Annotated in this window: 20 protein-coding genes; 12 read left to right on the forward strand and 8 right to left on the reverse strand. The window is 69.3% G+C overall.

Going from position 1 to position 24,927, the window contains the following annotated elements:
- Nucleotides 1-58 precede the first annotated feature (58 nt).
- On the forward strand, nucleotides 59-580 hold the full coding sequence (locus tag ACKY0W_RS19900; RefSeq protein WP_409435485.1) for a DUF5994 family protein: 522 nt from the start codon (nucleotides 59-61) through the stop codon (nucleotides 578-580).
- 227 nt (nucleotides 581-807) lie between these two features.
- Nucleotides 808-1,107, forward strand: a complete 300-nt coding sequence (locus ACKY0W_RS19905; protein ID WP_409435486.1) for a hypothetical protein — start codon at nucleotides 808-810, stop codon at nucleotides 1,105-1,107.
- On the opposite strand, the gene hpt is transcribed toward ACKY0W_RS19905, so the two are convergent.
- From hpt to dacB, 4 genes are read right to left on the reverse strand one after another with little or no spacing between them, the layout of a single operon-like run.
- Entirely contained in the window at nucleotides 1,098-1,739 is a 642-nt protein-coding gene (gene hpt, locus ACKY0W_RS19910) for a hypoxanthine phosphoribosyltransferase (protein WP_409437864.1), read from the reverse strand. The genes ACKY0W_RS19905 and hpt overlap by 10 nt on opposite strands.
- A gap of 13 nt (nucleotides 1,740-1,752) precedes the next feature.
- Nucleotides 1,753-2,715, reverse strand: coding sequence for a tRNA lysidine(34) synthetase TilS (gene tilS, locus ACKY0W_RS19915; protein WP_409435487.1), 963 nt, complete (start codon nucleotides 2,713-2,715; stop codon nucleotides 1,753-1,755).
- Nucleotides 2,694-3,728, reverse strand: coding sequence for a zinc-dependent metalloprotease (locus ACKY0W_RS19920; RefSeq protein ID WP_409435488.1), 1,035 nt, complete (start codon nucleotides 3,726-3,728; stop codon nucleotides 2,694-2,696). Before ACKY0W_RS19920 ends, tilS begins: the two co-directional genes overlap by 22 nt.
- Nucleotides 3,725-5,101 carry a D-alanyl-D-alanine carboxypeptidase/D-alanyl-D-alanine-endopeptidase gene (dacB, locus tag ACKY0W_RS19925; RefSeq protein WP_409435489.1) on the reverse strand — a complete coding sequence of 459 codons (1,377 nt, stop codon included), beginning with the start codon at nucleotides 5,099-5,101 and terminating at the stop codon, nucleotides 3,725-3,727. The genes ACKY0W_RS19920 and dacB overlap by 4 nt, the downstream gene beginning before the upstream one ends.
- 80 nt (nucleotides 5,102-5,181) lie before the next feature.
- On the opposite strand from dacB, the gene ACKY0W_RS19930 reads away from it, so the two are divergent.
- On the forward strand, nucleotides 5,182-5,670 hold the full coding sequence (locus tag ACKY0W_RS19930) for an inorganic diphosphatase (RefSeq protein WP_024441707.1): 489 nt from the start codon (nucleotides 5,182-5,184) through the stop codon (nucleotides 5,668-5,670).
- 110 nt (nucleotides 5,671-5,780) lie between these two features.
- On the opposite strand, the gene ACKY0W_RS19935 is transcribed toward ACKY0W_RS19930, so the two are convergent.
- Nucleotides 5,781-6,473, reverse strand: a complete 693-nt coding sequence (locus tag ACKY0W_RS19935; protein WP_409435490.1) for a TetR/AcrR family transcriptional regulator — start codon at nucleotides 6,471-6,473, stop codon at nucleotides 5,781-5,783.
- A gap of 114 nt (nucleotides 6,474-6,587) precedes the next feature.
- Between ACKY0W_RS19935 and ACKY0W_RS19940 the strand changes: the two genes are divergently transcribed.
- Complete coding sequence (locus ACKY0W_RS19940; protein ID WP_409435491.1) at nucleotides 6,588-7,025, forward strand: nitroreductase/quinone reductase family protein; 438 nt, start codon at nucleotides 6,588-6,590, stop codon at nucleotides 7,023-7,025.
- On the opposite strand, the gene ACKY0W_RS19945 is transcribed toward ACKY0W_RS19940, so the two are convergent.
- On the reverse strand, nucleotides 7,014-8,003 hold the full coding sequence (locus tag ACKY0W_RS19945; RefSeq protein WP_409435492.1) for a TerC/Alx family metal homeostasis membrane protein: 990 nt from the start codon (nucleotides 8,001-8,003) through the stop codon (nucleotides 7,014-7,016). The genes ACKY0W_RS19940 and ACKY0W_RS19945 overlap by 12 nt on opposite strands.
- 153 nt (nucleotides 8,004-8,156) lie before the next feature.
- Between ACKY0W_RS19945 and ACKY0W_RS19950 the strand changes: the two genes are divergently transcribed.
- The 4 genes from ACKY0W_RS19950 (at nucleotide 8,157) to ACKY0W_RS19965 (ending at nucleotide 10,707) form a co-directional block, all read left to right on the forward strand.
- Entirely contained in the window at nucleotides 8,157-9,356 is a 1,200-nt protein-coding gene (locus ACKY0W_RS19950; RefSeq protein ID WP_409437865.1) for a hypothetical protein, read from the forward strand.
- A 27-nt stretch (nucleotides 9,357-9,383) separates the two neighbouring features.
- Entirely contained in the window at nucleotides 9,384-10,082 is a 699-nt protein-coding gene (locus ACKY0W_RS19955) for a glycosyltransferase family 2 protein (RefSeq protein ID WP_409437866.1), read from the forward strand.
- 31 nt (nucleotides 10,083-10,113) lie between these two features.
- Nucleotides 10,114-10,464 (forward strand): DUF2304 domain-containing protein, encoded by a 351-nt coding sequence (locus tag ACKY0W_RS19960; protein WP_409435493.1) that lies wholly within the window; start codon nucleotides 10,114-10,116, stop codon nucleotides 10,462-10,464.
- Nucleotides 10,465-10,536: 72 nt separating this feature from the next.
- Nucleotides 10,537-10,707, forward strand: a complete 171-nt coding sequence (locus ACKY0W_RS19965) for an Rv1535 domain-containing protein (RefSeq protein WP_409435494.1) — start codon at nucleotides 10,537-10,539, stop codon at nucleotides 10,705-10,707.
- A gap of 10 nt (nucleotides 10,708-10,717) precedes the next feature.
- Here the strand turns inward: ACKY0W_RS19965 and ACKY0W_RS19970 are convergent, their stop codons facing one another.
- Both ACKY0W_RS19970 and ACKY0W_RS19975 read right to left on the reverse strand, forming a co-directional pair.
- Nucleotides 10,718-15,286, reverse strand: a complete 4,569-nt coding sequence (locus tag ACKY0W_RS19970) for an HAD-IC family P-type ATPase (RefSeq protein WP_409435495.1) — start codon at nucleotides 15,284-15,286, stop codon at nucleotides 10,718-10,720.
- 147 nt (nucleotides 15,287-15,433) lie between these two features.
- Entirely contained in the window at nucleotides 15,434-16,378 is a 945-nt protein-coding gene (locus ACKY0W_RS19975) for a GDP-mannose 4,6-dehydratase (RefSeq protein WP_409435496.1), read from the reverse strand.
- 32 nt (nucleotides 16,379-16,410) lie between these two features.
- Here ACKY0W_RS19975 and ACKY0W_RS19980 point away from each other — a divergent pair, with 32 nt between their 5' ends.
- From ACKY0W_RS19980 to ACKY0W_RS19995, 4 genes are all read left to right on the forward strand, one after another.
- Nucleotides 16,411-18,204, forward strand: a complete 1,794-nt coding sequence (locus tag ACKY0W_RS19980) for a hypothetical protein (RefSeq protein ID WP_409435497.1) — start codon at nucleotides 16,411-16,413, stop codon at nucleotides 18,202-18,204.
- Nucleotides 18,205-18,222: 18 nt separating this feature from the next.
- The gene (locus tag ACKY0W_RS19985) at nucleotides 18,223-19,506 is read left to right on the forward strand and encodes an APC family permease (RefSeq protein WP_409435498.1); all 1,284 of its coding nucleotides are present in this window, start codon (nucleotides 18,223-18,225) and stop codon (nucleotides 19,504-19,506) included.
- A gap of 80 nt (nucleotides 19,507-19,586) precedes the next feature.
- Nucleotides 19,587-23,516: a Pls/PosA family non-ribosomal peptide synthetase gene (locus ACKY0W_RS19990; RefSeq protein WP_409435499.1), complete on the forward strand. Its 3,930-nt coding sequence runs from the start codon at nucleotides 19,587-19,589 to the stop codon at nucleotides 23,514-23,516.
- Nucleotides 23,513-24,856 carry a M1 family metallopeptidase gene (locus ACKY0W_RS19995; protein ID WP_409435500.1) on the forward strand — a complete coding sequence of 448 codons (1,344 nt, stop codon included), beginning with the start codon at nucleotides 23,513-23,515 and terminating at the stop codon, nucleotides 24,854-24,856. The genes ACKY0W_RS19990 and ACKY0W_RS19995 overlap by 4 nt, the downstream gene beginning before the upstream one ends.
- Nucleotides 24,857-24,927: the final 71 nt, after the last annotated feature.

A 24,927-nucleotide genomic window follows, 5' to 3' on the forward strand; every position in this document is an offset into this window, starting at 1 on the left:
GTATCGCCGCCGATCTGAAGGTAGCCGGCCGATTCGCGGCCCAGTCAGGAGCGTCGTTATGACGCAGCAATATTTCCGCTCAGCAACGGGCCGACACCCGACACCGCCGCAACGCAGACCACGGTTGCGCCTGAAGCCAAAGGCGCCGCAGACCGGACAGGTCGACGGGGCATGGTGGCCATGGAGTGGCACTCTCACCACCGAGCTCCCGGACCTGCTCTCGATGTTATCGGTTCGAATCGGAAGCATTCAACGAGTGCGGTACAACCTCGGCGAGTGGGCGCCGGCACCTGCCAAACTCCGCACCGACGGACGAACGGTGCAACTCCATGGCTACGAACGGCAGCCGGTCAACACTCTGGAGGTTCTCGGTGCCGACCGGAACCGGATCCTCTTGCTCGTGGTTCCCCCTCGGACCAAGCCCGACCAGGCGCACGAGACGATGATGAACGCGGCGGCACCCAACAACGACTCAAGCGTCGACGCACTTCTGGTGATCAGTGACCGCGAAAGGGCAACGCGCACCACACGAGCCCACGCGGAAGACCAATGGGTTGCCGGACGCGGCGGCCTCGGTTAGCCGGCCCGTCCTCGGTTAATTCGCTTGGGCCGACGGCTGACCCGGAGCCGGTTCTGCCGTATCAGCGCACGGTTTACGCCATTGTTCCCGACGCCGACGGGCGAAATCGACATGAGTTTGGCTCTCCGTGCCACCGTGGCGACGCCGGCAGTCTCGTCAGCTGCTGAATATCTTTCGAGACAAAGCACTTTCGTTCACAAGACAATCAATAAACAAGGAAAACAAACGTGAAAACCCAAACAAGACCCGAAGAGGCGACGGCGTTGCCGGCCACGGCGATCAGAGACGATGGCAGCAATAACGGTACTATCTGGCTGTGGCGCATTGTCGAAGAGTTCACTGCCGAGCTCTCCGTCGCCGATTGCCACACCATCTACACCGCCATCTCCAGCGGCCTGGCTGACGGCTGGCTGCCCACCAGCACCGAGATTGCCAACCTGGTGGACTTTGCCCGACAGCAGGCGGTCGCAGCGGAGCACGATTCCTTCGCCAGAAGGCCCCGCCCTTACAGCGGCATTCAGCCCTGATAGACCCGCGGGTCCAGGGTGCCGATGTACGGCAGGTCGCGGTAGCGCTCGGCGTAGTCCAGGCCGTAGCCGACCACAAAATCATTCGGGATGTCGAAGCCCACGTAGGAGATGTCGACGCCCGCACCCAGCGCATCGGGTTTGCGCAGCAGAGTGCAGACCCGCAGAGACCGGGGCCGGCGGGTGGCCAGGTTGCGCAGCAGCCACGACAGGGTCAGCCCGGAGTCGACGACGTCCTCGACGATCAACACGTCGCGGTCGCTGATGTCGCGGTCGAGGTCCTTGAGGATGCGCACCACCCCCGACGACGACGTCGACGATCCGTAGGAGCTGACCGCCATGAACTCGAACTGCGTGGGCAGCGGAATCGCCCTGGCGAGATCGGTGACGAACAGCACCGCGCCCTTGAGCACGGTGATCAGCAGCAGGTCGTCACCCTCGGCACGGCCATCGGCGTACTCGGCGGCGATCTGCGCAGCGAGTTCGGCAGTGCGGGTCCGGATCTGCTCCTCGCTCAGCAATACCGATTTGATGTCACCCGCATACAACTCGGGTCCCTCCCCAGGCGAGTTCTCAGCCACCAGCACAGCGTGCCATGGCGCGCGTTCGACAACCAACTGCGGCGAACAAATTCACGTCCGGGGCTCAGACCGGCTCGCGGCGCAGCCGCAGCAACCCGTCGCCGCGGACCGCGAACAGTCGCTGGCCCCGTAGGTCTGATCCGATCGCCACCCCACCCTGCCCGCGCCATGCGGTGACCAGTCGGTCCACTGCGCGGATCTGCAGGTCGGTCAGGCCGCGCCCGCCTCCATCGATCAGCCAGCGCCGGATCACCGCGAGGCGTACCGGAGCCGCCAGGGCCGCCAGGGCCGCAGCGTCCAACCCGGCACCGGCTGTGGCGCCGGGCAGCGCCTGCTCGGCCAAGGCATCAATGAGCTCGGTGTTCTCCCGCAGCGCGATCGCGGTCCGGGCCAGGGCTTCGGCCACCCCGCCGCCCAGCACGTCCTCCAACAGGGGCAGCACTTCGGCGCGCAACCGCACCCGGGTGAAGCGAGGGTCGCTGTTGTGCGGGTCGAGCCACGGCGCCAGCCCCAGTTCGGCGCAGGCCTGTCCGGTCACTGCGCGTCGTACCCCCAGCAGCGGCCGGCACCATGGTGGGTCGTACGGCCGCATGCCGGCCATCGACCGAGCGCCCGACCCGCGGCCGAGCCCGAGCAGCACGGTCTCGGCCTGATCGTCGAGTGTGTGTCCCAGCAACACCGGGCCTGCGCCGCGGGCATCGGCCAGCGCGGCGTAACGGGCCGTGCGCGCCGCCGCCTCTGGACCGCCCACAATTCCGACGGTCACCGAAATAACCCGCGCATCAACACATCCCAGTTCGAGCGCCTGACTTCGCGCAGCCTCGGCCACCTGCGCCGAATCGGCTTGCAGGCCGTGGTCGACGATCAGCGCGGTGGTCGGCCGCATCCGGGCGGCGACGGCGGTCAGCGCCAGCGAGTCCGGCCCACCGGATAACGCGACCGCCCAGCCTCCACCCTGCGGCAGATGCTGCTCGGCGAACGCCCCCAGGGCGGCGCGCAGCGCGGCTACAGCACCCGGTCGATCCACCGCTGGGGCTCTTCGATCTCGGCGGGCAGCGGCAGGGTCTGCGGACTCGACCACACCGCGTTGAACCGGTCCATGCCGACGCGGCCGACCACGGCGTCCACGAAGGCCTTGCCGCGGGTGTACTGGCTCAGCTTGGCGTCGAGGCCCAGCAAGGCCCGCAACAGCCGTTGCAGCGGGGGTTGGCTGCGCTGGCGGCGTTCCTCGAAGCGGCTCCGAATGGTCGCCACCGACGGCACCGCCAGCGGCCCGACCGCGTCCATCACGTGATCGGCGTGGCCTTCAAGCAGCGTGCCCAGCATCAGCAGTTGGTCCAGCGCGGTGCGTTGTTCCTCGGACTGCACCGCCCGCACCAGGCCCAGGATCCCCGCCGGGCCCGGCGAGGCCGCGTCGTCATGGCGGCCCCGCAGATAGTCGGCCAGCCGGCCCACCACTTGGGTGAGGTCCGGGCTGCTGTCGCCGGTCAGTACCGCCAGTGCTTCGGACATGTAGCCGGCCAGCCACGGGTTGACGCTGAACTGCACGCGGTGCGTCACCTCATGCAGGCACACCCACAACCGGAAGTCGGCCGGAGTCACCTGCAGCTGACGCTCGACGGCGACCACATTGGGGTAGACCAGCAGCAGCGCGCCACCGTCAGCACAGAACGGGTCGTACTGGCCGAGGATGCCCGAGGAGACGAAGGCCAACACCGCGCCGGTCTGCGCCCCAGTCAGCCGGCTGGTGAGGAAACCGGCGGGCCGCTCGGAGGCGCCCATCATCACCCGCATCGATTCGGCGGCGGCGGCGACCCACTGTCGCCGGTCGACCACGCGGGCGTCGGGGACCGGACCGTCGTCGCCCAGACCAGTGACCTCGCGGACCAGGGGTTCTGCCGCGCGAGCGCTGGTGTGCAGTTCCTCGACGACCTGACGGCGCGTGTAATCGGTCATCGGCGGCGCGGGACGTGCCAGCCAGCCACCGACCGTCGCGGCGAACTCAAAGTCCACCGCGCTGCCGACGTCGGACTCGCTCATCCGCACCCGCAGGTTCGCAGAACCGCGGCCAGCGCGTCGATTGCGGTACGCCCGGTGGGTCCGGCGTCGTTGGAGATGAACGCAAACGTCAGCACCCGCTTATCGCGGTCGGTGACAATGCCGGCCAGCGCATTGGTGCGGGTCAGCGAGCCGGTCTTGGCCCGCAGCCAGCCGGCCGCGCCGCGCCCGGTCTTGGGGTTGAGGAACCGCTCGGAGAGCGTGCCACTGCCGCCGGCGACCGGCAGCATGTCCAGCAGTGGACGCAATTCGGGCAGGTCCGGCCCGGCAGCCGCCTGCACCACCGAATCGAGGGTCCGGGCCGACAGCCGGTCGTCGACCGACAGCCCGCTGGAGTCCTGCAGGGCGGCTCCGCTCACCGCGATGTGGGCGGTGGCCAGCCGGTTGGTCACCGCGTCGACCGCGCCGGCGAACGAACGAGGCCGGCCCATCGCCGCGGCCACCTCCCGGGCGATGGATTCGGCCATCACGTTGTCGGAGGCGTTCATCATCTCGCCGAGCCGGACCACCAGCGGCGCCGATCGGACCGCCCCCAGTTCGCGCCCGGTCACCGTCGAGGACGCGATGCTCACCTTGTCGGGGTCGACGCCCAGCTCCGCGGCCAACGCCTTCCCGGCGTCCAGCGCGGGCGTCGGGGACCGCCGCGACTCGACTGTGGTGGGCTGGACGCGGCCGCCGTCGACCATCACCGCCTCGATCGGGGCGATGTCGCCGCCTTCGATGTCCTCGGCGTCCCAACCCTGGGCCATGGTGGGGCCGGTGAACGCCGACACGTCGACCTGCACCTCGGAGACACTTGCCCCGCTGCGGCGAACCTGCTCGGCCAGATCACTGATACGCGCGGCTTCGCGGTACCAGGTGTCCTGACCGACCTCGGCGGTCGACAGGGTGGGATCGCCGCCGCCCACCAGCACCACCACCCCGGGCTGATCGCCGGCCGTCACGCGGGTGGTGACCCGGGCGCCGGAATCCAGCGCCAGCAAGGCGGCGGCCGCGGTCAGCACCTTGTTGGTCGACGCCGGCTGCACCGGCAGATCTTCCTGCTGTGTCCACAGCGCCTTGCCGGTCAACGCATCGGTGATTCGCCCGGTCAACCGGCCCAGATTCGGGTCGGCCAGCGCAGGCGCCATGGCTGCCGCCAGGGCGCTGCCGACCGGCATCGGGGCGTCGTCGGAGACCGGAACCACCCCGGGTTTGGCAGTCGCCACCGGTGCCGGCGACACGACGCGCGCACCGGCGCCGGATTCATCCGGGAGCACAACCACCGCGATGACCACCACCGCGGCGGCCAGTGCCAGTACCGCGGCCGCGATACCCAGATGGGCGCTGCTGTGTCGCCACCGAGTGGGTTGCATGTCTCTCCTGCCTTCTCTGGCGCAATTGTGCCGGACGGGCGGAGTCCGAGCGTGAATGCGGGCCGCTCTAGACTGGCCCGGTGCAATTCGACGTGACCATCGAAATCCCCAAGGGCCAGCGCAACAAGTACGAGGTCGACCACGCCACCGGGCGTGTCAAGCTCGACCGCTACCTGTACACGCCGATGGGCTACCCGACCGACTACGGCTTCATCGAGGACACCCTCGGCGAGGACGGCGACCCGCTCGACGCGATGGTGCTGCTGCCGCAGTCGGTGTTCCCCGGTGTGCTGGTCGAGGCACGGCCGGTCGGGATGTTCCAGATGACCGACGAAGCCGGCGGCGACGCCAAGGTGCTGTGCGTGCCGGCCGGTGACCACCGGTGGGACCACATTCAGGACATCAGCGACGTGCCCGCCTATGAGCTGGACGCGATCAAGCACTTTTTCGTGCACTACAAGGACCTGGAGCCGGGCAAGTTCGTCAAGGCCGCCGACTGGGTGGACCGTGCCGAAGCCGAGGCCGAGATCACCCGGTCGATCGAGCGGTTCAAGACCTCCGGTCACTGATCCGGCGGTTCAGCGAGCCTCGACGCAGGAGAGGCGAAGCTGGGACCGCCGCATCAACCCGGCGGTTCAGCGAGCCTCGACGCAGGAGAGCCGAAGCTGGGACCGCCGCGTTAATCGGGCGGCTGCGGCCGCGCCAGGACGTCCAGCAGGAGTGCGAGCTGGACGTCGAACACCGCCCGCGGCGCCGACAGGGTGTCCTCGCCGTACCCGCCGAACACCTCCAGGCTGACCGCGCCCACGAGGGCGGCCCACAGCAGGAAACATTTCGCGACGACGGCATCGTCGCCGGGGAACCCGAACTCATGCCGCAGTCGCTCGAAGTCTGCCGATAGTGGTTGCGCGACAGCGCTGTTGCCAGACGCAATGTCGCCGGCGGCGATGCCCGCCGCGATCGCTTCGAAGAACGCACCGACCACCCGGGTGCCTGGGGCCACGGTCTGCTCGACCGGCGCGTGATAGCCGGGAACGGGGCTGCCGTACAGCAGTGCCCACCCGGCCTGATTGGCCAACGCCCAGTCCCGCACCGCATGGGCGATGGCCTGAATGTCCGCGTGCCACGACGACGTCCGCGTCCGAACCCGCGCCACCGCGTCAGCCAGATCGTTGTAGGCGTCGACCAGCAGCAGGGTAATCAACTCGTCGCGACTGCCCACATATCGGTAGACCGCCGAGGACACCATGCCCACATCGCGGGCGACGGCGCGCAGTGACAGCCCGGCCGCCCCGTGGGTGCGCAGTTGGCGCCGGCCGACCTCGATGATCTGCGCCTCGATACGTTCCCGCGATTCCTGCCGTCTGCCCATCGCGCCAGTCTGACAGATTCGAGAGCACCGCTCTTGTTTTGGTCCGTCCAGTGTGTCACCATCAAACAAACGAGAGCGGTGCTCTCGAAACTTTCCGCTAAGGGGGACGATTCCATGGCCGCCGGATACGACCGACCCAGTGCAGCCGCCCGATTCGCCAATGCACTGATCCGCAAGCTGGCCGAGGCGGGGATCAGCATTGCCGGCACCCGCGCGCTCTCGGTACGAGGCCGCAAGAGCGGCAAACGCCGCGGCGTCGTGATCAATCTCCTGACCGTCGACGGGGTGGACTACCTGGTGTCGCCGCGCGGCAACACCGAGTGGGTGCGCAATGTGCGCGCCGCCGGCGAAATCCAGATCGGGCCGCGGTGGCGCCCGAGGCCGGCCCGGGTCACCGAGGTGGCAGACGACGATAAGCCGGAGGTGCTGCGACACTACCTGCAACGGTGGTATTGGCAGGTCAAAGGCTATGTAGCGGGACTGACACCGGATTCCAGGGACGACGCACTGCGGATCGCGGCGCCGTCGATTCCGGTCTTCTCACTCCACTGAGGTAGTTCCGCGGGTCCGGTACAGGCTGGCCCCCGTCGTCAGCAGCAACACCCCCACCACGACCCCCAGACTGACCGGGGTCGGAATCTCCGGGACGTTGAGCGGACGACCGGAGTTGATGAACCAGACCTCGTTGGTGCGCAGCGCGTGCAACACCATCCGCACCCCGATGAAGCCCAGGATCACCGCCAGTCCCTGCGACAGATACACCAGCCGGCTCAGCAGCTTGCCGAGGATGAAGAACAATTGCCGCAGCCCCATCAGGGCGAACACGTTGGCGGTGAACACCAGGTAGGGCTGGCGAGTCAGCCCGTAGATGGCTGGGATGGAGTCCATCGCGAACACCAGATCGGTGGTGCCCAACGCGAGCGCGACCAGAAACATCGGGGTGACGGCCCACGCCCCGGCGTTGTCCCGGACGAAGAACCGCACGCCGGCCCACCGATCAGTGGCGTTGAAATGGGTGCGCGCAAATCTCACCACGGCGTTGTTGCCGCCCTCGCCCGCACCCTCCCCGGTCGGGTCCTCGTGGCGCAGGAGTTTGATCGCGGTGTAGGCCATGAATGCGCCGAAAACATAGAACGTCCACGACAACCGCTGCACGGCGACGCCGCCGAGCGCGATGAACACCGCCCGGAACGACAGCGCCAGGATGATGCCGACGAACAGCGCCTCCTGGCGGTACTTCTTGGGCACGTTGAAGCTGTTCATGATGATCACGAACACGAACAGGTTGTCCACCGACAGGCTGTACTCGGTCAGCCACCCCGCGTAGAACTGCATGCCGTACTTCGCGCCGTGAAAATGCCACACCCAGATGCCGAACGCCACCGCCAGCCCGATGTAGCACGACAGCCGGATCGCGACCTCGCGCATCGTGGGCTCGTGTACGCGCCGGGCCACCAGGAAAAGATCGAAACCGAGCACCGCACCCAGGCCCGCGAATGTCACCAGCCATTCCAACAGCGACGGGTCCATCGGGGAGCCTCCGGTCGTCCAGTCAGTTCAGCGGGCTGACCGACCGTACCCCGCGACCCGCTTAGTATTTTCGCCGTGGTGACCGATGTCGGTGGTACCGGATCCCCCGGGTTCCCTCGCGGGGTGGCCACGGGCCCCGTCGCCCGAGCCAGTATGGCCCGGGTCGGCACCGCAACCCTGCTCAGCGCCCTCTGCGGCTACGCGGTGCTGTACCTGGCGGCACGCGACCTGGATCCGGCAGGTTTCTCGGTGTTCGGCGTCTTCTGGGGCGCCTTCGGCCTGGTCAACGGTGCCGCCAACGGCCTGCTGCAGGAGACCACCAGGGAAGTCCGGCGCGCTAGCGAATCCGAGCCCGGGCCCTCCCCCACGGCGCACACTCGCCCGCTGCGGGTTGCCGGGCTGACCGGGCTGGTGGCGGTCGGCGTGGTCGCCGCCAGTTCGCCGCTGTGGAGCGGCCACGTGTTCGTCGAGGCGCGCTGGCTGTCGGTGGGGCTGCTGTGCTTCGGTCTGGCCAACTTCGCGGTGCACGCCACGTTGCTCGGCGTGCTGGCCGGCGCCAACCGGTGGACGCAGTACGGCGCCCTGATGGTGACCGATGCGGCAATTCGGGTGGCGGTGGCCACCGCGACGTTCGTCATCGGCTGGGGCCTGCTCGGGTTCTTGTGGGCCACCGTGGCCGGCGCGCTGGCCTGGCTGCTGCTGCTGGCCGCCTCGCCCGCGGCCCGCTCGGCAGCGCGACTGCTGACTCCGGTGAGCACGGCGGAGTTCCTGCGCGGTGCGGCGCATTCGATCACCGCCGCCGGGGCAAGCGCGATCCTGGTGATGGGTTTTCCGGTGCTGTTACAGGCCACCTACGGCGAATTGGGCGCCGCGGGCGGTGTGGTGATCTTGGCGGTCACGGTGACCCGCGCGCCGCTGCTGGTGCCGCTGACCGCCATGCAGGGCAACCTGATCGCGCACTTCGTCGACCAACGAGGTCGCCGACTGCGGGCGCTGAGCACGCCGGCCGCGGCCGTTGCCGCGCTGGGCGCGGCCGGCGCGGTGGCGGCGGGCCTGCTCGGTCCGTGGCTGCTGCGCACGGTGTTCGGCCCGGATTACCGCGCCGACGGGCTGCTGTTGGCCGGACTGACCACGGCGGCCACCGCGATCGCGCTGCTGACGCTGACCGGGGCAGCGACCGTCGCCGCGGCACTGCATCGCGCGTACGCGCTGGGCTGGGTGGGCGCCACGGTGGCCTCGACGCTGCTCCTGTTGCTCCCGCTGGACCTGCCCACCAGGACCGTGGTGGCCCTGCTGTGCGGTCCGCTGGTGGGAATCGCCGTGCATCTGGTCGCGTTGCGCACCGATTCCTAAGGCGGGCGGGCGTGTATTTTCTAAACCATCGATACCCGCTACCCCGATGTCTGGATCATCGTCCCGGCGTTCAACGAGGCGACCGTCATCGGTGACGTGATCGCCGGGATCCGTTCGGTTTTCGACTACGTGGTCTGTGTGGACGACGGAAGCGCCGACGACACCGCCGTCACAGCCCGACGTGCGGGCGCCTATGTCGTGCGCCATCCGGTCAACCTCGGCCAAGGAGCGGCCATCCAGACCGGGGTCGAGTTCGCCCGCGGGCGGCCCGGCGCCCGGCTGTTCGCCACCTTTGACGCCGACGGCCAGCACCGGGTGGCCGATCTGCTGCGCATGATCGACCGTCTCGACGCCACCGACCTCGACATCGTGATCGGCACGCGGTTCGGCGCACCCGAGGCTGCCGCGACAGTGCCTCCGCTCAAACGAGTGGTGCTGCGGGCCGCCGTGTTGCTCAACCCGCGGATCCGCCGGCTCGGACTCTCGGACGCCCACAATGGTCTGCGGGTGTTCAACCGGCGGGTCGCCGACCGACTCGACCTCACCATGAACGGCATGAGCCACGCCGGGGAATTCATCGCGCTGATCGCCGAGAACCGCTGGCGGGTAGGGGAAGAGCCGGTCGAGGTGCTCTACACCGACTACTCGAAGTCGAAGGGGCAGCCGCTGCTCAACGGCGTCAACATCCTTTTCGACGGGTTGCTACGCAAGAGGATGTCGCGATGAACAGGATCGCCAGCGTGAACAGGTTCTCCTCATGAATTGGATCAAGGTACTGCTGATCGCGGCGGTGCTGGTGCTGCTGATCTACCTGCTGCTGTCGCGACGATCCGCCCAGTCGCGAGCCTGGGTGAAAGTCGGCTACCTGGTGTTTGTGGTGGCCGGTATCTATGCGGTGCTGCGTCCCGACGACACCACCGTGCTGGCTAACTGGCTCGGCGTGCGCCGCGGTACCGATCTGATGCTGTACGTGCTGATCATGGTTTTCGCGTTCACCACACTGAGCACCTACATGCGATTCCGCGATCTGGAGCTGCGCTTTGCCCGGCTGGCACGGGTGATAGCGCTCGGGCAAGCCCAACCGCCCGAACCGCCTGAAACCCAGTAATTCGGCAACAGTTGTCCCTGTGGTAACAACGGGTTTGCCGCTCGTCCGATTCGAGCCCTCACCGTTGCAGGTATGCGGGGGACCGACATCCTGGCAGAACCTCTGGCCGACGTCACAGCGGCACTGCTGACAGTGCCGATGGTCGAGTTGTACGCGGTGCTCTGGCGCGCCGGGCTGCTCGATGCGCAAGTTCGCGCATCCAAACGACCGCTGTCGCAGGTGCCGGTGCTTCAGCCGGCGTAACGGGACAACCTCAGCGCACCAGCTCCAGCTTGGCGGAAGACTTCTTCGCGGCGGCCTTTTTGGCCGGTGCCTTCTTGGCCGGCACGGCCTTCTCAGCCGGGGCCTTCTTGGCGGCCGGGGCCTTCTTGGTAACCGGAGCTTTCTTCGCCACCGGGGCCTTCTTGGCTGGAGCCTTCTTGACCGGGGCCTTCTTGACCGGGGCCTTCTTGGCAGCCGGGGCTTTCTTCGCCGGAACCGCCGCTACCGCCTTGGCGGGGGCCGCGATCTCCTTAGCCGGGGCAGCGATCTCCTTAGCCGGCGTCGAGAACCTGCTCGCCACGGCCACTGCGGCGGTGGCCGCCGCGGCCGTACCGAGACCCTGCGCCCAGCCGATCGGGCCGACCGGCGTGCAGCCCAACAGCTGGCTGACCCCGGGGGTGGAGACTATCGCCGCGAACAGCGCGAACGATCCGGCCGCAGTCGCCAGCACCATCGGCGCCCGCGAGTCGACCACGGTCTGACCGAGTTCGGTGGTCACCAGCGAGATCAGCGCCACCGTTGCGGCCCGCTGCGGCAAACCGGTTGCTGAGGCCATCGCCCAAGCGGCGGTGCCGGCCGCGGCAGTGACACCGCCGCGGAACGCCACCGCACGCCACAGTTTGCGCTCGTCGAGTCCCGGCACCGCGTCACCGATCGGGCCGGCCGGCGTACTCACCGCCACGGCGGTGGCCGGCAGTGCGTCGGTCAGAGTGTTCATCAACAGCAACTGCCGGGTGTTCAGCGGTGAATTCCCGGTGATCGCAGTGCCGATCACGGAGAACATCACTTCGCCGGCATTGCCGCCCAGCAGCCCGGAGATCGCCAGTTGCACGCCCCGCCACAGCCGCCGACCCTCGTCGATCGCGTCGACCAGAGCACCGATCTTGCCGTCGGTCAACACCACGTCGGCGGTGGCGTGCGCCGAGTCGCTGCCGTGCGCAACGACACCCAGCCCCACCGTGGCGGCCCGGATCGCGGCGGCGTCGTTGGCGCCGTCACCGACCATCGCCGACACTCGGCCGGCACGCTCCAGGGTCTGAACGATCTGCACCTTGTTCTCCGGTGACATCCGGGCGAAGATCACCCGCTCGCAGACCACGTGCTCTTGTTCCTTGCGGTTCAACGCATTCCACTCCGAGCCGGTGATGACCTGCTCCGGGGCGACGGTCACACCCATCTCGGCGGCGATCGCGGTGGCCGTGATCGGGTGGTCGCCGGTGATCATCCGGATGTCGACACCGCGGGCGGCCAGATCGGCCAGCAGCTGCGGAGCGTCGGCCCGGGGCGTGTCGGCCAGGCCGAGGAACCCGATCAGCGTCAGCCCGGAGGCACTGACCTCCGCGAGACGGTCGGAATCTTCCTGCACGGCCCGCACCTGGGCGGCCGTCAGTGTGCCGTGGGCGACCGCGATCACCCGCAGCCCCTGGGCCGCCATCGCGGCCACCTGCTGCTCGACCGCGGCGCCGGCGTTCTTGCAGGCTCCCAGCACCACTTCCGGTGCCCCCTTGACGAGCAGCTCCGAACCCAGCACCGATGCCGAGAAGGCCCGCCCGGAGCGGAACGGCAGGTGTGCGTCGGGTTCGATCCACGGCCGGGAACCGGCTGCGGCCGCTGCGCCTTCCACGATGGCCTGGTCGGTGGCGTGCGCGTGGGCCGCACCGTCGGGGGCCGGCGCCGCCTGCGCGGCGGTGCCCAGAACGTCGTCGTCGGAATATCCCGCGAGCGGGCGCACCGTGGCGACCCGCAGCCGGTTCTCGGACAGCGTTCCGGTCTTGTCGAAGCAGACCACGTCGACCCGGCCGAGTGCCTCCACCGACCGCGGGATCCGCACCAGCGCACCGGTTTTGCTCAACCGTTGCGACGACGCGTGCTGGGCCAGGGTGGCCATCAGCGGCATGCCCTCCGGGACGGCGGCGATCGCGACCGCGATCGCGTTGCCGAGCGCGACGCGCAGCCCGCCCTGGCGCAGCAGGCCGAGCGCACCGACCGCCACACCGCCGGCGGCGCTGTACTGGAAGGTCCGGTACATCAGCTGGGACAGGTGGTGCTGCAGGCCGACCTCGGGCAGCTCGCCGGAGGCCAGTTCGGAGGCCCGGCGGGCCTGGGTGTCGGCACCCACGGCGGTCACCAGCGCCAGCGCCTTTCCGGCGATCACCGTGGTGCCCGCGTAGAGCATGGAGCTGCGCTCGGCCAGTTCGGCGCCGGGAGTCGGGTCGAGCTGCTTGCCGACCGACAGCGATTCGCCGGTCAACGCGGACTCGTCGACCTCCAGGTCGGACACCTCGATGACGCGCGCGTCAGCGGGCACCACCTCGTTGCTACGCACCTCGATCAGGTCACCGGGCAGCAATTGTTCGGCGACGATCTCGTGGTAAGTCGGTGTGCCGTCGGCACCCAGCTGCACGACCCGGGCGGGCGGGGCCTGCTGGGCCAGCAAGATGTTCAGTCGGCTCTCGGCCCGCAACCGCTGGTAGGCGGCCAGCATGGCGTTGCCGGTGAGCACCGTACCCACCATCACGGCGTCGATCGGCGAACCCAGCATGGCGGTCGCCGCCGAGCACAGCGCCAGGATCGGCGTCATCGGGTCGGACAACTCCTCACGCACGGCGTGGAAGTACGGCCAGAACATGCCTTGCGCTTCCGTGTCGACCGGCGCGCGTTCGGCAAGCGGCAGCACGGCGTCCGGCGTCAGCAGCTCGCGCGCCTGCTCGACCGTCATGGCGTGCCACTCGTAGGCCGGGGCCGGCTTCGGCGCGTGCGCCCGCAGCACCCGGCGGGCCAGCAGATATCCCGAGAGCATTCCGGCGCCGGCACCGACGGTCACCGGCCCCGGACCGCGGCTCTGCCCCGCCCCGACCCCCGGGATGGTCGCCCGGACCCCCCGGACCAACAGCAGCCCGGCGATGGACGATGCGCCGATCGAGATCGCGACCCCGCGCTCGGTGGCTGACCGGGCGGCCGGCAGCGCGCGCAGCACCTGCCATGCTCCGGCCAGGTCGGCCAGCAACAGGTCGGCATAGAAGGGTGGTGGGGTGTCGGCGTGCTCGCTGGTCGGCATGACACCCAGCGCCAGATCCGCCGACGCCAGCGCCTGCGCCGCCGAAGTGGACAGCACCGCGACGGTGCGGCCGGCCTGCTGCAGGTCGGTCACGGCCGCGGCCAGCGCGGCGTCCAAATCGTCGCCGGAGACCGGGCGGATGTCGTCGAAGCCGGGGCGCAGCTCACCGAGGATCTCGGTGTCCACCGTGACCAGTTCGACGCCCGCGGCACGCCCTTCGAGCACCACCGCCGACGCCAGCGCGTGGTGCGCGGGAAGGATCAGTGCGTCCACCGGCTCCTTGCGGGTCGACCCGCGGACTGTCATCCCGGGGACCCGGTGCCAGCCCGGGCGCAGTCCGGGCTTGTCAAGCAGGCTCTGCGCGCTGTTCCAGGCCTTCGGCAGCTCGTGCTCGCTCGCACCGCGGATCTGCACCACCCGGCGTTGTTCACCGATCAGCGCTCGCGGGTCGATGACCACGGTGTCGATCTTGTCGAGGCGGCGCAGGCTGTCCGGCCGCAGCGGGAGCACTCCGTGCGTGTCCGCCAGTCCCTGTCCCAGGGTCGCGGCGAACGATTCGCAACTGGTGCGCACCGCTTTCGGCGAGGTGGCCAGAATCGCACTCGAGGTCATGTCCAGGTTGCGGGTCAGCGCGCCCACCGCCCCGGCCGCGACCACCTGCGCGACCGCGGTGCGTTTCAGGTAGCGCTCGGCCATACCGTCCGGCCGCGGGACAGGTCGCGCGGAGGGGTGCACGTCCGGGTGCTCAGCTTCGGAGCAATCCCAGCGGGCCAGCTCCGGCTCGTAGCGATTCCAGGCCAGCGCCCCGGCGCGGGTCTCGGAGGCTTTCAGCCCCTCCACCATCAGGTCCACCGCCAGGATCGCCGGGGACATGGTGATGACGTGCGACCCGAGCGAGACCAGGGAAAGCACCCGGTCGGTCTTGGCCGGGCCGATCCGGCTTTCCAGGGCGCCCCTGACCAGCGGCTGATAGCGGGCCACCGACGCTGCGGCGTCGAAGATCTTGGGCGCGGCGGGCAGGCGCATCGCGCTGCCCACGGTTGCGATTGCCAGCCCGACCGCGTTGACGCCCACCATCGCGCCCTTGGTGGCCAGCAGCAGTCCGTCGCCCGGCAGCGCCGCGGTTTCGGTCGCGGTCAATTCGACGTTCTTTTCGACGGCTTCGACCGCGGCGCACAGATCGGCCAGCGAAACGTGGTCACCGATCTCGACGACCACCCGGGACAGTGGGCGGTTCAGCCGCACCGAGGTGACGCCGGGCTCGGCCCGCAGGGCTTCGAGAACCTCGGCACCGATGTCCACGCCGTCGGCGTCGTCGAGCCCGTGCACCTCGATCCAGGCCCGTCCAGCACCGCGCCAGCTGCGTCGGCTGGTCAGATCGGAGGGCTCACCGGCCAGGATCTTGGCGCCTTCACGCAGCGGGATGGCGGCCAGGTCCAGGCTGGCCGATGCGACGGCGCCGACGGCGTCCAGTCCGATACGGCCGATTGCGAACACATCCATGGATTGCCTCCAGCGTTATTGCAGCGCTGGAGGTCTCTTCCGCCGGTGGTCCGGCCCACAGCCCCGGTCACCCGATGACGGGCGACGTGATGACGACACTGCGAATTGGGGAATACTCCCCTCCGACCGGCCAGTATGCCACAGACTTCAGATGGACTTCATCTGCCGGAAATATGCGACGGTGCGTGTCACGCCGTCGGCCAACCCGACCCGCGGGCTCCATCCCAGCACTTGTCGCGCCCGCTCGATGTCAAGGCAGGAGCGTCGCAAATCACCGAGTCGGGCCGGATGGAACTCCGGGTCGTCGGGCGCTCCGACCGCGGCGGCCACCGCCGAATGCAGTTGCCGGTCCGAGGTTTCCACGCCGGTACCGACGTTGAACCGCTGCCCGTCGCCCTGCTGCCCCGAGGCCCGCACGAAGGCGTCCACCACGTCGTCGACGAATACATAGTCGCGGGTGTTGGACCCGTCCCCGAACACCTTGGTGGGCCGGCCCTCCAGCAGCGCCTGGGCGAAGATCGCCACCACCCCGGCCTCGCCGTGCGGGTCCTGGCGGGGGCCGTAGACGTTGGCCGGCGCGATGGCCGAACACTGCAACCCGTAGAGGTGGCGATAGGTGTTGAGGTAGATCTCACCGGCCACCTTGCCGGCGGCATACGGCGACGCCGGATCGGTCGGGACGTCTTCGCTGGTCGGATAGCGCGGCGGGGTGCCGTAGATCGACCCGCCCGAGGAGGTGTGCACGATCTTGCGCACCCCCGCGGCGCGCGCGGCGTCGGCCAGCCGGATCGTCCCGATGACGTTGACCGAGCCGTCGAAGACCGGGTCGGCCACCGAGTGGCGCACGTCGATCTGGGCGGCCAGGTGAAAGATCACCTCGGGCCGGTGTTCAGCCACGATCGCGTTCAGGTCGGCGGAGACGATGTCGGCCTCGACGAAGCTGAAGTCGGCGTCGTCGGCCAGGTGCTCGATGTTGCCGGCACGCCCGGTCGCGAAATTGTCCAACCCGACTACCTGGTGTCCGTCCGCCCGCAGGCGGTCGACCAGCGTCGATCCGATGAATCCGGCTGCCCCGGTGACCAGTGCTCGCACCGGCCCACCATACCGACAGGTAAGAAAGACGGATGCGCACCCGGATCGCCGCCCTGCCCTGGGTCTGCTGGGCGGCGGTGGGATTGATCGCCGCCCAGCTGGTAGTGCGGGCGGTGGTGGCGTTCGGGGGCTACTTCTACTGGGACGACCTGATCCTGGTCGGCCGGGCCGGCACCCACCCGCTGTTGTCGCCGGCGTACCTGTTCGATGACCACGACGGTCACGTGATGCCGGGCGCGTTCCTGGTGGCCGGGGCGCTGGCCAAGCTGTGGCCGCTGCAGTGGGCGGCGCCCGCGGTCAGCCTGGTGATGCTGCAGCTGCTGTCGTCCTGCGCGCTGCTGCGCGTGCTGTGGGTGATCCTGGGCTGGCGGCCGGTGCTGCTGGTGCCGCTGACCTTCGCGTTGTGGACCCCGCTGGGATTGCCGGCCTTCGCCTGGTGGTCGGCGGCGCTGAACTCCCTACCGCTGTGCGCCGCGATGGCCTGGGTGTGCGCCGACGCGATCCTGTTGGCGCGCACCGGCAACCGGCGCTATGCGTACACCGCCACGCTGACCTACCTGGGCGGCTTGTTGTTCTTCGAGAAGTCCGCGGTCATCCCGTTCGTCGCGTTCGCGGTAGTGGCGCTGCTGGGCTACGTCTGCGGCTCGCCGCTGACCAGCGCGATCGCCGGGACGTGGCGGGCCGGTGTCCGGTTGTGGACGGCGATGCTGGCGGTGACCGCGGGATGGATCGGGGTCTATCTGGCGGTGGTCAATCAGAAGCGGTGGAGTTTCGATCTGGAGATGACCCGCGACCTGCTGCTGCGCTCGATCACCCACGGCATCGTCCCGAGCCTGGCCGGCGGCCCGTGGACGTGGGCGCGCTGGGCACCGGCCTCGCCGTGGGCGCTGCCGGGGCCGGTGGTGATGACGCTCGGCGCTCTGGTGCTGGCCACGCTGCTGGCGGTGTCGCTGGCGCGCAAGCACCGCTTGGCACCGGTGTGGCTGGCTGCGGCAGGCTACGCGGCGGCCTGCCAGGTCCCGATCTATCTGATGCGGTCCTCGGCGTTCACCGCGCTAGAACTGGCCCAAACCCTGCGCTACCTGGCCGACCTCGTCGTGGTGCTGGCGATCCTGGGGGCTGTCGGGTTGTGCGCCCCCAACCGGGACTCGTCGCGGTGGCTGGACGCCGCCCGCCCGCGCGCCGTGGCGGTAACCGGCCTGGCGGCCGCGTTTACCGCGAGCAGCCTGTACTCGACGGTGACGTTCTTGACCTGCTGGCGGGACGACCCGGCTCGCGCGTATCTGCAGAACGCAAAGCACGGCCTGGCCGCCGCCCACGCCGCCTCCGACGCGCCGATGCTGGATCAGGAGGTCGACCCGCTGGTACTGCAGCGTGTCGTCTACCCGGAGAACCTGGCCAGCCACATGTTCACCCTGCTTCGCGACCGTCCCGAATTCGCCTCCACAACAACGAAGTTGCGGATGCTGACCACTTCGGGGACGGTGACCGACGCCCAAGTCACCTGGGTCCGCTCCCTGGTGGCCGGGCCGGTGCCCCGCTGCGGGTATCTGGTGCAACCGGACCTGCCGGCGACACTGGCACTGGACGGCCCGCTGTTGCCCGCGGACTGGACCGCAGAGATCAACTACCTGGCCAACGTCGACGGTGCGATGACGCTGTCGTTGTCCGATGGCCCCGACGTGCGGGTCCGAGTGCGACCGGGCCTCAACCGTGTCTTCGTCCGGCTGCCCGGCGCCGGACACAACGTGTCCGCGCGCGCCGACACCGCAGCGCTGTCGGTGTGTATCGCCGTCGGCCCGGTCGGCTATCTCGCGCCGCGCTAGCGACAGTGGGCTGGGTTGATGGAGGATCACGCCACGCCTGACCGGCAGCGCAAGTCCGGCGAGCTGCGCCGGCAACTGGGCATGTTCGACGCGGTGACGATTGGGCTGGGCTCGATGCTCGGTGCCGGAATTTTCGTGGCGTTGGCGCCCGCGGCACGGGCGGCCGGTGCGGCGATGCTGATCAGTCTGGTCGTGGCAGCGGCGATCGCCTACTGCAACGCCAATTCCTCGGCGCGGCTAGCCGCAAGGTATCCGGCATCGGGCGGTACCTACGTATACGGGCGCGAGCGACTGACCCCGTTCTTTGGCTATCTGGCCGGGTGGGGATTCATCGTCGGCAAGACCGCATCGTGCGCGGCGATGGCATTGACCGTGGGTTTCTACGCGTGGCCCGCGCACGGACACGCGATCGCGGTGGCGACGGTACTCGGGTTAACCGCCATCAACGTGCTGGGGGTGCAGAAATCAGCGTGGCTGACCCGGGTGATCGTGGCCGTGGTGCTGGTGGTCCTGACAGCGGTTGTGGTGACCGCCGTGGCCACTTCGGGTATTGAACCCCTTCGGTTCGACCACTCGTCGGTGTCGGTGTCGGGTGTGCTGCAGGCAGCGGGCCTGCTGTTCTTCGCGTTCGCCGGCTACGCCCGCATCGCCACCCTGGGAGAGGAGGTCCGGGAGCCGGCGCGCACCATTCCACACGCGATCCCGATCGCCTTGGCTATAACTTTTGTGGTGTACGCGCTGGTGGCTACGGCGGCACTGAATGTTCTTGGCCCAGAAGGTCTCGCCGGCGCGTCGGCGCCCCTGGTGCAGGTGGCGATGGTCGCCGAGGCGGGCAAGCTGACCGTGGCAGTCCAGATCGCGGCGATACTCGCGGCGACCGGGTCCTTGCTCGCCCTGATTCTGGGAGTGTCGCGAACCGCCCTGGCCATGGCCCGTGACCGGTATCTGCCCGCGTATTTGACCGCGGTGCATCCCCGGTTCGGGGTAGCGCACCGCGCCGAGATCGCCGTTGGTCTGGTAATCACCGTTCTGGCCGCCACTACCGATATCCGTGGCGCCATCGGTTTTTCCTCGTTCGCGGTCCTGATCTACTACGTCGTGGCCAACGCCGCGGCCTGGACGCTGACCCCCGCGGAAGGCCGTCCCCCGAGCCTGATCCCCATCATCGGCATGCTCGGCTGCATCGTTGTCGCTTTCGCCCTGCCCCTCACCTCGGTCCTGGCCGGGCTTGTGGTCTTCGCGGTCGGTGTTGCCGCCTACGGCGCCCACCGTCAGTTGGCGCGGCTCGGCGGTCGCCGGTAGACCTGAACACCTGCGAACAACGCGCCGAGCTGACGGTGACGCGCTGCACGCCCCGACCGTGCTGGGTACGTTCTACAGTCGTGCCCTCACTGCAAGTCCCCGCGCAATATCTGCGCGGCTCCTCGGCGCCGCAGCCCCGCACCCTGATCGACATCCTGCAAGAGACCGCTGCTCGCTACCCCGATGCTCCCGCCATCGACGACGGCAACGTGGTGTTGACCTATGGCGAGCTGATCGAGGACATCGCCGACAGCGTCGCGTGGCTGGCCGCCCGCGGATTGGGCCGTGGCGACCGCATCGGCATCCGGATGCCGTCGGGCAATTACGCGCTGTACGTGGCGATCCTGTCCGCGCTGGCCACTGGCGCGGCCTACGTGCCGGTGGACGCCGACGATCCGCCCGAGCGCGCCGAGCTGGTGTTCAACGAGGCCCAGGTGGCGGCGGTCATCACCGAGCAGGGTCTGATCCGCGGCCCCGGCGCGTCCCGCGGCTGGCGGGCCACGGCACCGCAGACCAGCGACGACGCCTGGATCATCTTCACCTCGGGATCGACCGGCACCCCGAAGGGCGTGGCGATCACGCACCGCAACGCGGCGGCCTTCGTCGACGCCGAAGCTCAGCTGTTCTTGCAGGACAACCCGATCGGGCCCGGCGACCGGGTGCTGGCCGGACTGTCGGTCGCGTTCGATGCGTCCTGCGAGGAGATGTGGCTGGCCTGGCGCTACGGCGCCTGTCTGGTGCCGGCACCGCGATCGCTGGTGCGCAGCGGCATGGATCTGGGCCCGTGGCTGGTGGCGCGGGACGTGACCGTGGTGTCCACCGTGCCCACCCTGGCGGCGCTGTGGCCCGCAGAGGCACTGGAAGCGGTACGGCTGCTGATCTTCGGCGGCGAGGCCTGCCCGCCGGAGCTGGTGTCCCGGCTGGCAGTGGACGGCCGCGAGGTGTGGAACACCTACGGCCCCACCGAGACCACCGTGGTGGCCTGCGCGGCGCAGCTCGACGGCAACGGCCCGGTTCAGATCGGACTGCCGCTGTTGGGGTGGGACCTGGCCGTGCTCGGCCCCGACGGGGCGCCGGTGACCACCGGCGAAGTCGGCGAGCTGGTGATCGGCGGTGTCGGGCTGGGCCGCTACCTGGACCCCGACCGAGACGCCGAGAAGTACGCGCCGCTGCCCGCCCTGGAATGGCCGCGGGCCTACCGCAGCGGCGATCTGGTGCGCCTCGACGCCGACGGACTGGTGTTCTGCGGCCGGGCCGACGACCAGGTCAAGGTCGGCGGCCGCCGCATCGAACTGGGCGAGGTGGACAGCGCGCTGGTGACACTGCCCGGCGTCAGCGGCGGCGCGGCGGCGGTGCGGACCAGCGCCGCCGGGACCCCACTGCTGGTCGGTTACCTGGTCAGCACCGATCTGGACTTCGACCTCGCAGCCGCCCGCGCCGAGCTGGGTCGGCGACTGCCCGCGGCGCTGGTCCCCCGGTTGGTGCTGGTCGACGAACTGCCTACCCGCACATCGGGCAAGGTGGACCGCGATGCGCTGCCGTGGCCGGTGGGGCCGGAGCCGGGCGCCCTGGCCGGCTGCGGAGTTCTCGGGGACGACCCGGACAGCACCCTGGGCTGGCTGGCCGGACTGTGGCGCGACGTGCTCGGCGCCCCGGTCGACGACGAACAGGCCGACTTCTTCGCCCTCGGCGGCGGATCGCTGCAAGCCGCACAGCTGGTGGCCGCCGTGCGACAGCGTTACCCGCAGACCACCGTCGCCCAGCTCTACGACCGTCCACGCCTGGGCTCCCTGGCCGGCTTTCTCGATGACATGGGCCGCAGTGATCCCGGCGCGGAGGCCACTTCCCGCACAGTTGAGCCCACGCCGTGGCAGACCCAGGCCGCGCAGGTGCTGCTGTCAGTGCCGCTGGCCACGCTGACCGGGTTGCAGTGGGTGACCTGGCTGGCACTGACCAACAACGTGGTGGCGGCGGTACACCCGTTGCCCTGGCTGGCGCGGCTCGACTGGTGGTGGGTGATCGCCGCCTTCGTGCTGTTCGTCACCCCGCTGGGCCGGATGGGCATCGCCGCACTGGCGGCGCGCGCACTGCTTTCCAACCTGCAGCCGGGAGCCTATCGGCGCGGCGGCCCCGAGCACCTTCGGGTCTGGATCGCCGAACGGCTCGCCACCGCCGGCGGCGCCGAGAATCTTTCCGGCGCACCGTGGCTGGTGTATTACGCGCGAGCGCTGGGTAACAAGATCGGCGAGGGTGTGGATCTGCACTCCGCCCCGCCGGTGACCGGGATGTTGACGCTGGGCCACCGGTGTTCCATCGAACCGGAGGTGGACCTGACCGGGCATTGGATCGACGGCGACACGTTCCACGTCGGTCCCGTCACGGTCGGCAACGACGCCACCATCGGTGCCCGCACCACGCTGCTGCCCGGTGCGTCGGTCGGCAAGGACGCCGATGTGGCTCCCGGCTCCGGGGTGGTCGGCGAGGTGAAGAAGGGCCAGTACTGGACCGGCTCGCCGGCGGTGAAATCCGGTAAGGCACACCACCCCTGGCCGGATCACCGGCCGCCGCCGCGCCCGGTGTGGGCTGCGCTGTACGGGCTGACTTCACTGGCGCTCGCCGGCCTGCCATTGTTGGCGCTGGGCGCCGGGCTGGCGGTCCTGGGCTGGGCAGTGCGGGACTGCGCCACCCTGGCCGACGCGGTCCGCCCGGCGATGTTGGCCACCCCGCCGGCCGCGCTGGTCGCGATGCTCAGCTACGCCGCCTTGACCGTGGTCGGGGTGCGATTGTTGTCGATCGGACTGACGGAGGGCTACCACCCGGTGCGCAGCCGGGTGGGTTGGCAGCTGTGGGCCACCGAACGTCTGATGGACGCCGCGCGCGACTACCTTTTTCCGGTGTACGCCAGCCTGATCACGCCCTGGTGGCTGCGATTGCTGGGAGCCAAGGTGGGCGATGGCACCGAGATCTCCACCGCGTTGGTGATCCCGAAGTTCACCACGATCGCCGACGGCGCCTTCCTCGCCGACGACACCATGGTGGCCTCCTACGAGTTGGGCGGCGGCTGGATCCACGTCGCGCCGGCCACCATCGGCAAGCGCGCGTTCCTGGGCAATTCCGGGATCACCCAGCCGGGCAGGCGGGTCCCCGACAACTCCTTGGTGGCGGTGCTGTCGACGGCACCGCATAAGGCCAAGACCGGGTCGTCGTGGCTGGGCAGCCCGCCGGTGCGCCTGCGGCGCAAGGCCGCCGACCTCGATGCCGAACGGACCTTCGAACCGCCGCTTCGGCTAAAGATCATGCGCGCCGTCATGGAGACGTTCCGGCTGATCCCGGTGGTGGTCACCTTTGCGATCGGGGCCGCAGTTTTGGGCACGTTGCAGTGGGGGGCAACACGGTTCGGCTATGGCTGGACCGCGCTGGGCAGCGGTGTCACGCTGCTGGCCGCGGGCGCGGTGGCCGGCGGCAGCGCGGTGGTGGCGAAATGGCTGATCGTGGGCCGGATCCGGGCGTCACAGCGCCCGCTGTGGTCGTCGTTCGTGTGGCGCAACGAGGTCTCCGACGCTTTCGTCGAAACCGTTGCCGCCCCGTGGTTCGCCCGGGCCGCAACCGGTACCCCGGTGATGAACCTGTGGTTGCGGGCGCTCGGCGCCACCATCGGCCGCGGCGTGTGGTGCGAGACGTACTGGCTGCCCGAGGCCGATCTGGTAACCCTGGGTGCCGGCGCGACGGTGAACCGCGGCTGCGTGGTGCAGACGCACCTGTTCCACGATCGGATCATGCAGATGGACACCGTCACACTGGAGGCGGGCGCCACCCTGGGGCCCAACTGCGTGGCATTGCCCGCGGCCCGGGTCGGCGCCGGCGCCACCGTCGGGCCGGCCTCGCTGGTGATGCGCGGTGACGAGGTGCCGGCGGCGACCCGCTGGCAGGGCAATCCGATTGCGCCGTGGCAGGTGTCGGGCAAGAAGCGCGGCTCGTCGGCCGCCGCGAGTCAGGAGCCCGCGGCATGAGCAAACCCACGAAGGCAGCCAAGGCCGCGGCGCCTGTTCTTGACCCCTACCTGCCTACCAGCGGCAACAGCGGCTACCGGGTCTCGCGCTACGAGCTCGACCTGGAGTACAAGGTCAGCAGCAACCGACTCTCAGGCACCGCGACCATCACCGCCGTCGCGTTGACAGCACTGCGCGAGATCACCCTGGACCTTGCCGACGCACTGTCGGTGGCCAAGGTGTGGGTCAACGGTCGCCCACCCGCCCGGTTCGCCACCTCGTCGGCGAAGCTGCGGATCACGCTGGCCGCCACGGTGCCGCCCGGTGCCGCGCTGGTGATCGTCGTCCGATACTCGGGATCGCCCCGGCCCAGCGAAACACTGTGGGGTGAAGTGGGTTTCGAGGAGTTATCCGATGGTGCGCTGGTCTCCGGACAGCCCAACGGAGCACCGTCGTGGTTCCCCTGTGATGATCATCCCTACGCCAAGGCCAGCTACCGGATCCAGATCAGCACCGACAGCCCGTACTACGCGGTCGCCAACGGCGAACTGATATCGCGGCGGACCCGAGCGACCCGCACCACCTGGACCTACGAGCAGCCCGAGCCGACGCCGACCTATCTGGTCACCCTGCAGATCGGCCGGTACGTGACCCGCCAGGTGCCGGGGTCGGCGGTGGCAATCCGTGCGGTGCTGCCCGCCCGCCTGCAGAACGAGTTCGAGCGCGACTTCACCGACCAGGCGCAGATGGTGGAGCTGTTCGTTCGACTGTTCGGTCCCTACCCGCTGGCGGCCGGCTACACGGTGCTGGTGACCGACGACAACTTGGAGATCCCCCTTGAAGCACAGGGGATTTCGATCTTTGGGGCCAACCACTGCGACGGCACCGGGTCATCGACACGACTGATCGCCCACGAGCTGGCCCACCAGTGGTTCGGCAACAGCGTCACGTTGCGGCGCTGGAGCGATATCTGGCTGCATGAAGGCTTCGCCTGCTACGCCGAATGGCTGTGGTCCGAGCATTCCGGCGGGCCAAGCGCTGACCAATTGGCTCGGCGTTATCACCGGCAACTGGCAGGTCTGCCACAAGATCTGCTGTTGGCCGATCCCGGACCTGCCGACATGTTCGACGATCGGGTCTACAAACGCGGCGCGATCACCCTGCATCTGCTGCGCGAAAGGCTGGGCGACGATGCCTTCTTCGCCCTGCTGCGCGACTGGACGTCGCGCTACCGCCACGGCAACGCCGGCACCGAAGACTTCACCGCGCTGGCCGGCGGATACGCGGGCGAACCGCTGCAGTCGTTATGGCAGGCCTGGCTGTATTCCACCGCAGTTCCCCCGCTGGCAGCGCCGCGTTAACCAAACCAGCCCGGTAGATATGTGTTTCGTATGAGTCATCGCTGCAGAGTTGCCCGGTCGTAGCGGCCGAA

Origin of the sequence: Mycobacterium sp. SMC-14, from assembly GCF_046250075.1 — a bacterium.
Lineage (GTDB): Bacteria > Actinomycetota > Actinomycetes > Mycobacteriales > Mycobacteriaceae > Mycobacterium.

Coding starts and splice junctions, on each gene's coding strand:
- ACKY0W_RS19985 (WP_409435498.1), top strand. CDS start 18,223: ATGGAGGATCACGCCACGCCTGACCGGCAGCGCAAGTCCGGCGAGCTG.
- ACKY0W_RS19960 (WP_409435493.1), top strand. CDS start 10,114: ATGAATTGGATCAAGGTACTGCTGATCGCGGCGGTGCTGGTGCTGCTG.
- ACKY0W_RS19980 (WP_409435497.1), top strand. CDS start 16,411: ATGCGCACCCGGATCGCCGCCCTGCCCTGGGTCTGCTGGGCGGCGGTG.
- ACKY0W_RS19965 (WP_409435494.1), top strand. CDS start 10,537: ATGCGGGGGACCGACATCCTGGCAGAACCTCTGGCCGACGTCACAGCG.
- ACKY0W_RS19940 (WP_409435491.1), top strand. CDS start 6,588: ATGGCCGCCGGATACGACCGACCCAGTGCAGCCGCCCGATTCGCCAAT.
- ACKY0W_RS19970 (WP_409435495.1), bottom strand. CDS start 15,286: ATGGATGTGTTCGCAATCGGCCGTATCGGACTGGACGCCGTCGGCGCC.
- ACKY0W_RS19945 (WP_409435492.1), bottom strand. CDS start 8,003: ATGGACCCGTCGCTGTTGGAATGGCTGGTGACATTCGCGGGCCTGGGT.
- ACKY0W_RS19935 (WP_409435490.1), bottom strand. CDS start 6,473: ATGGGCAGACGGCAGGAATCGCGGGAACGTATCGAGGCGCAGATCATC.
- ACKY0W_RS19900 (WP_409435485.1), top strand. CDS start 59: ATGACGCAGCAATATTTCCGCTCAGCAACGGGCCGACACCCGACACCG.
- ACKY0W_RS19950 (WP_409437865.1), top strand. CDS start 8,157: ATGGCCCGGGTCGGCACCGCAACCCTGCTCAGCGCCCTCTGCGGCTAC.
- ACKY0W_RS19995 (WP_409435500.1), top strand. CDS start 23,513: ATGAGCAAACCCACGAAGGCAGCCAAGGCCGCGGCGCCTGTTCTTGAC.
- ACKY0W_RS19920 (WP_409435488.1), bottom strand. CDS start 3,728: ATGAGCGAGTCCGACGTCGGCAGCGCGGTGGACTTTGAGTTCGCCGCG.
- dacB (WP_409435489.1), bottom strand. CDS start 5,101: ATGCAACCCACTCGGTGGCGACACAGCAGCGCCCATCTGGGTATCGCG.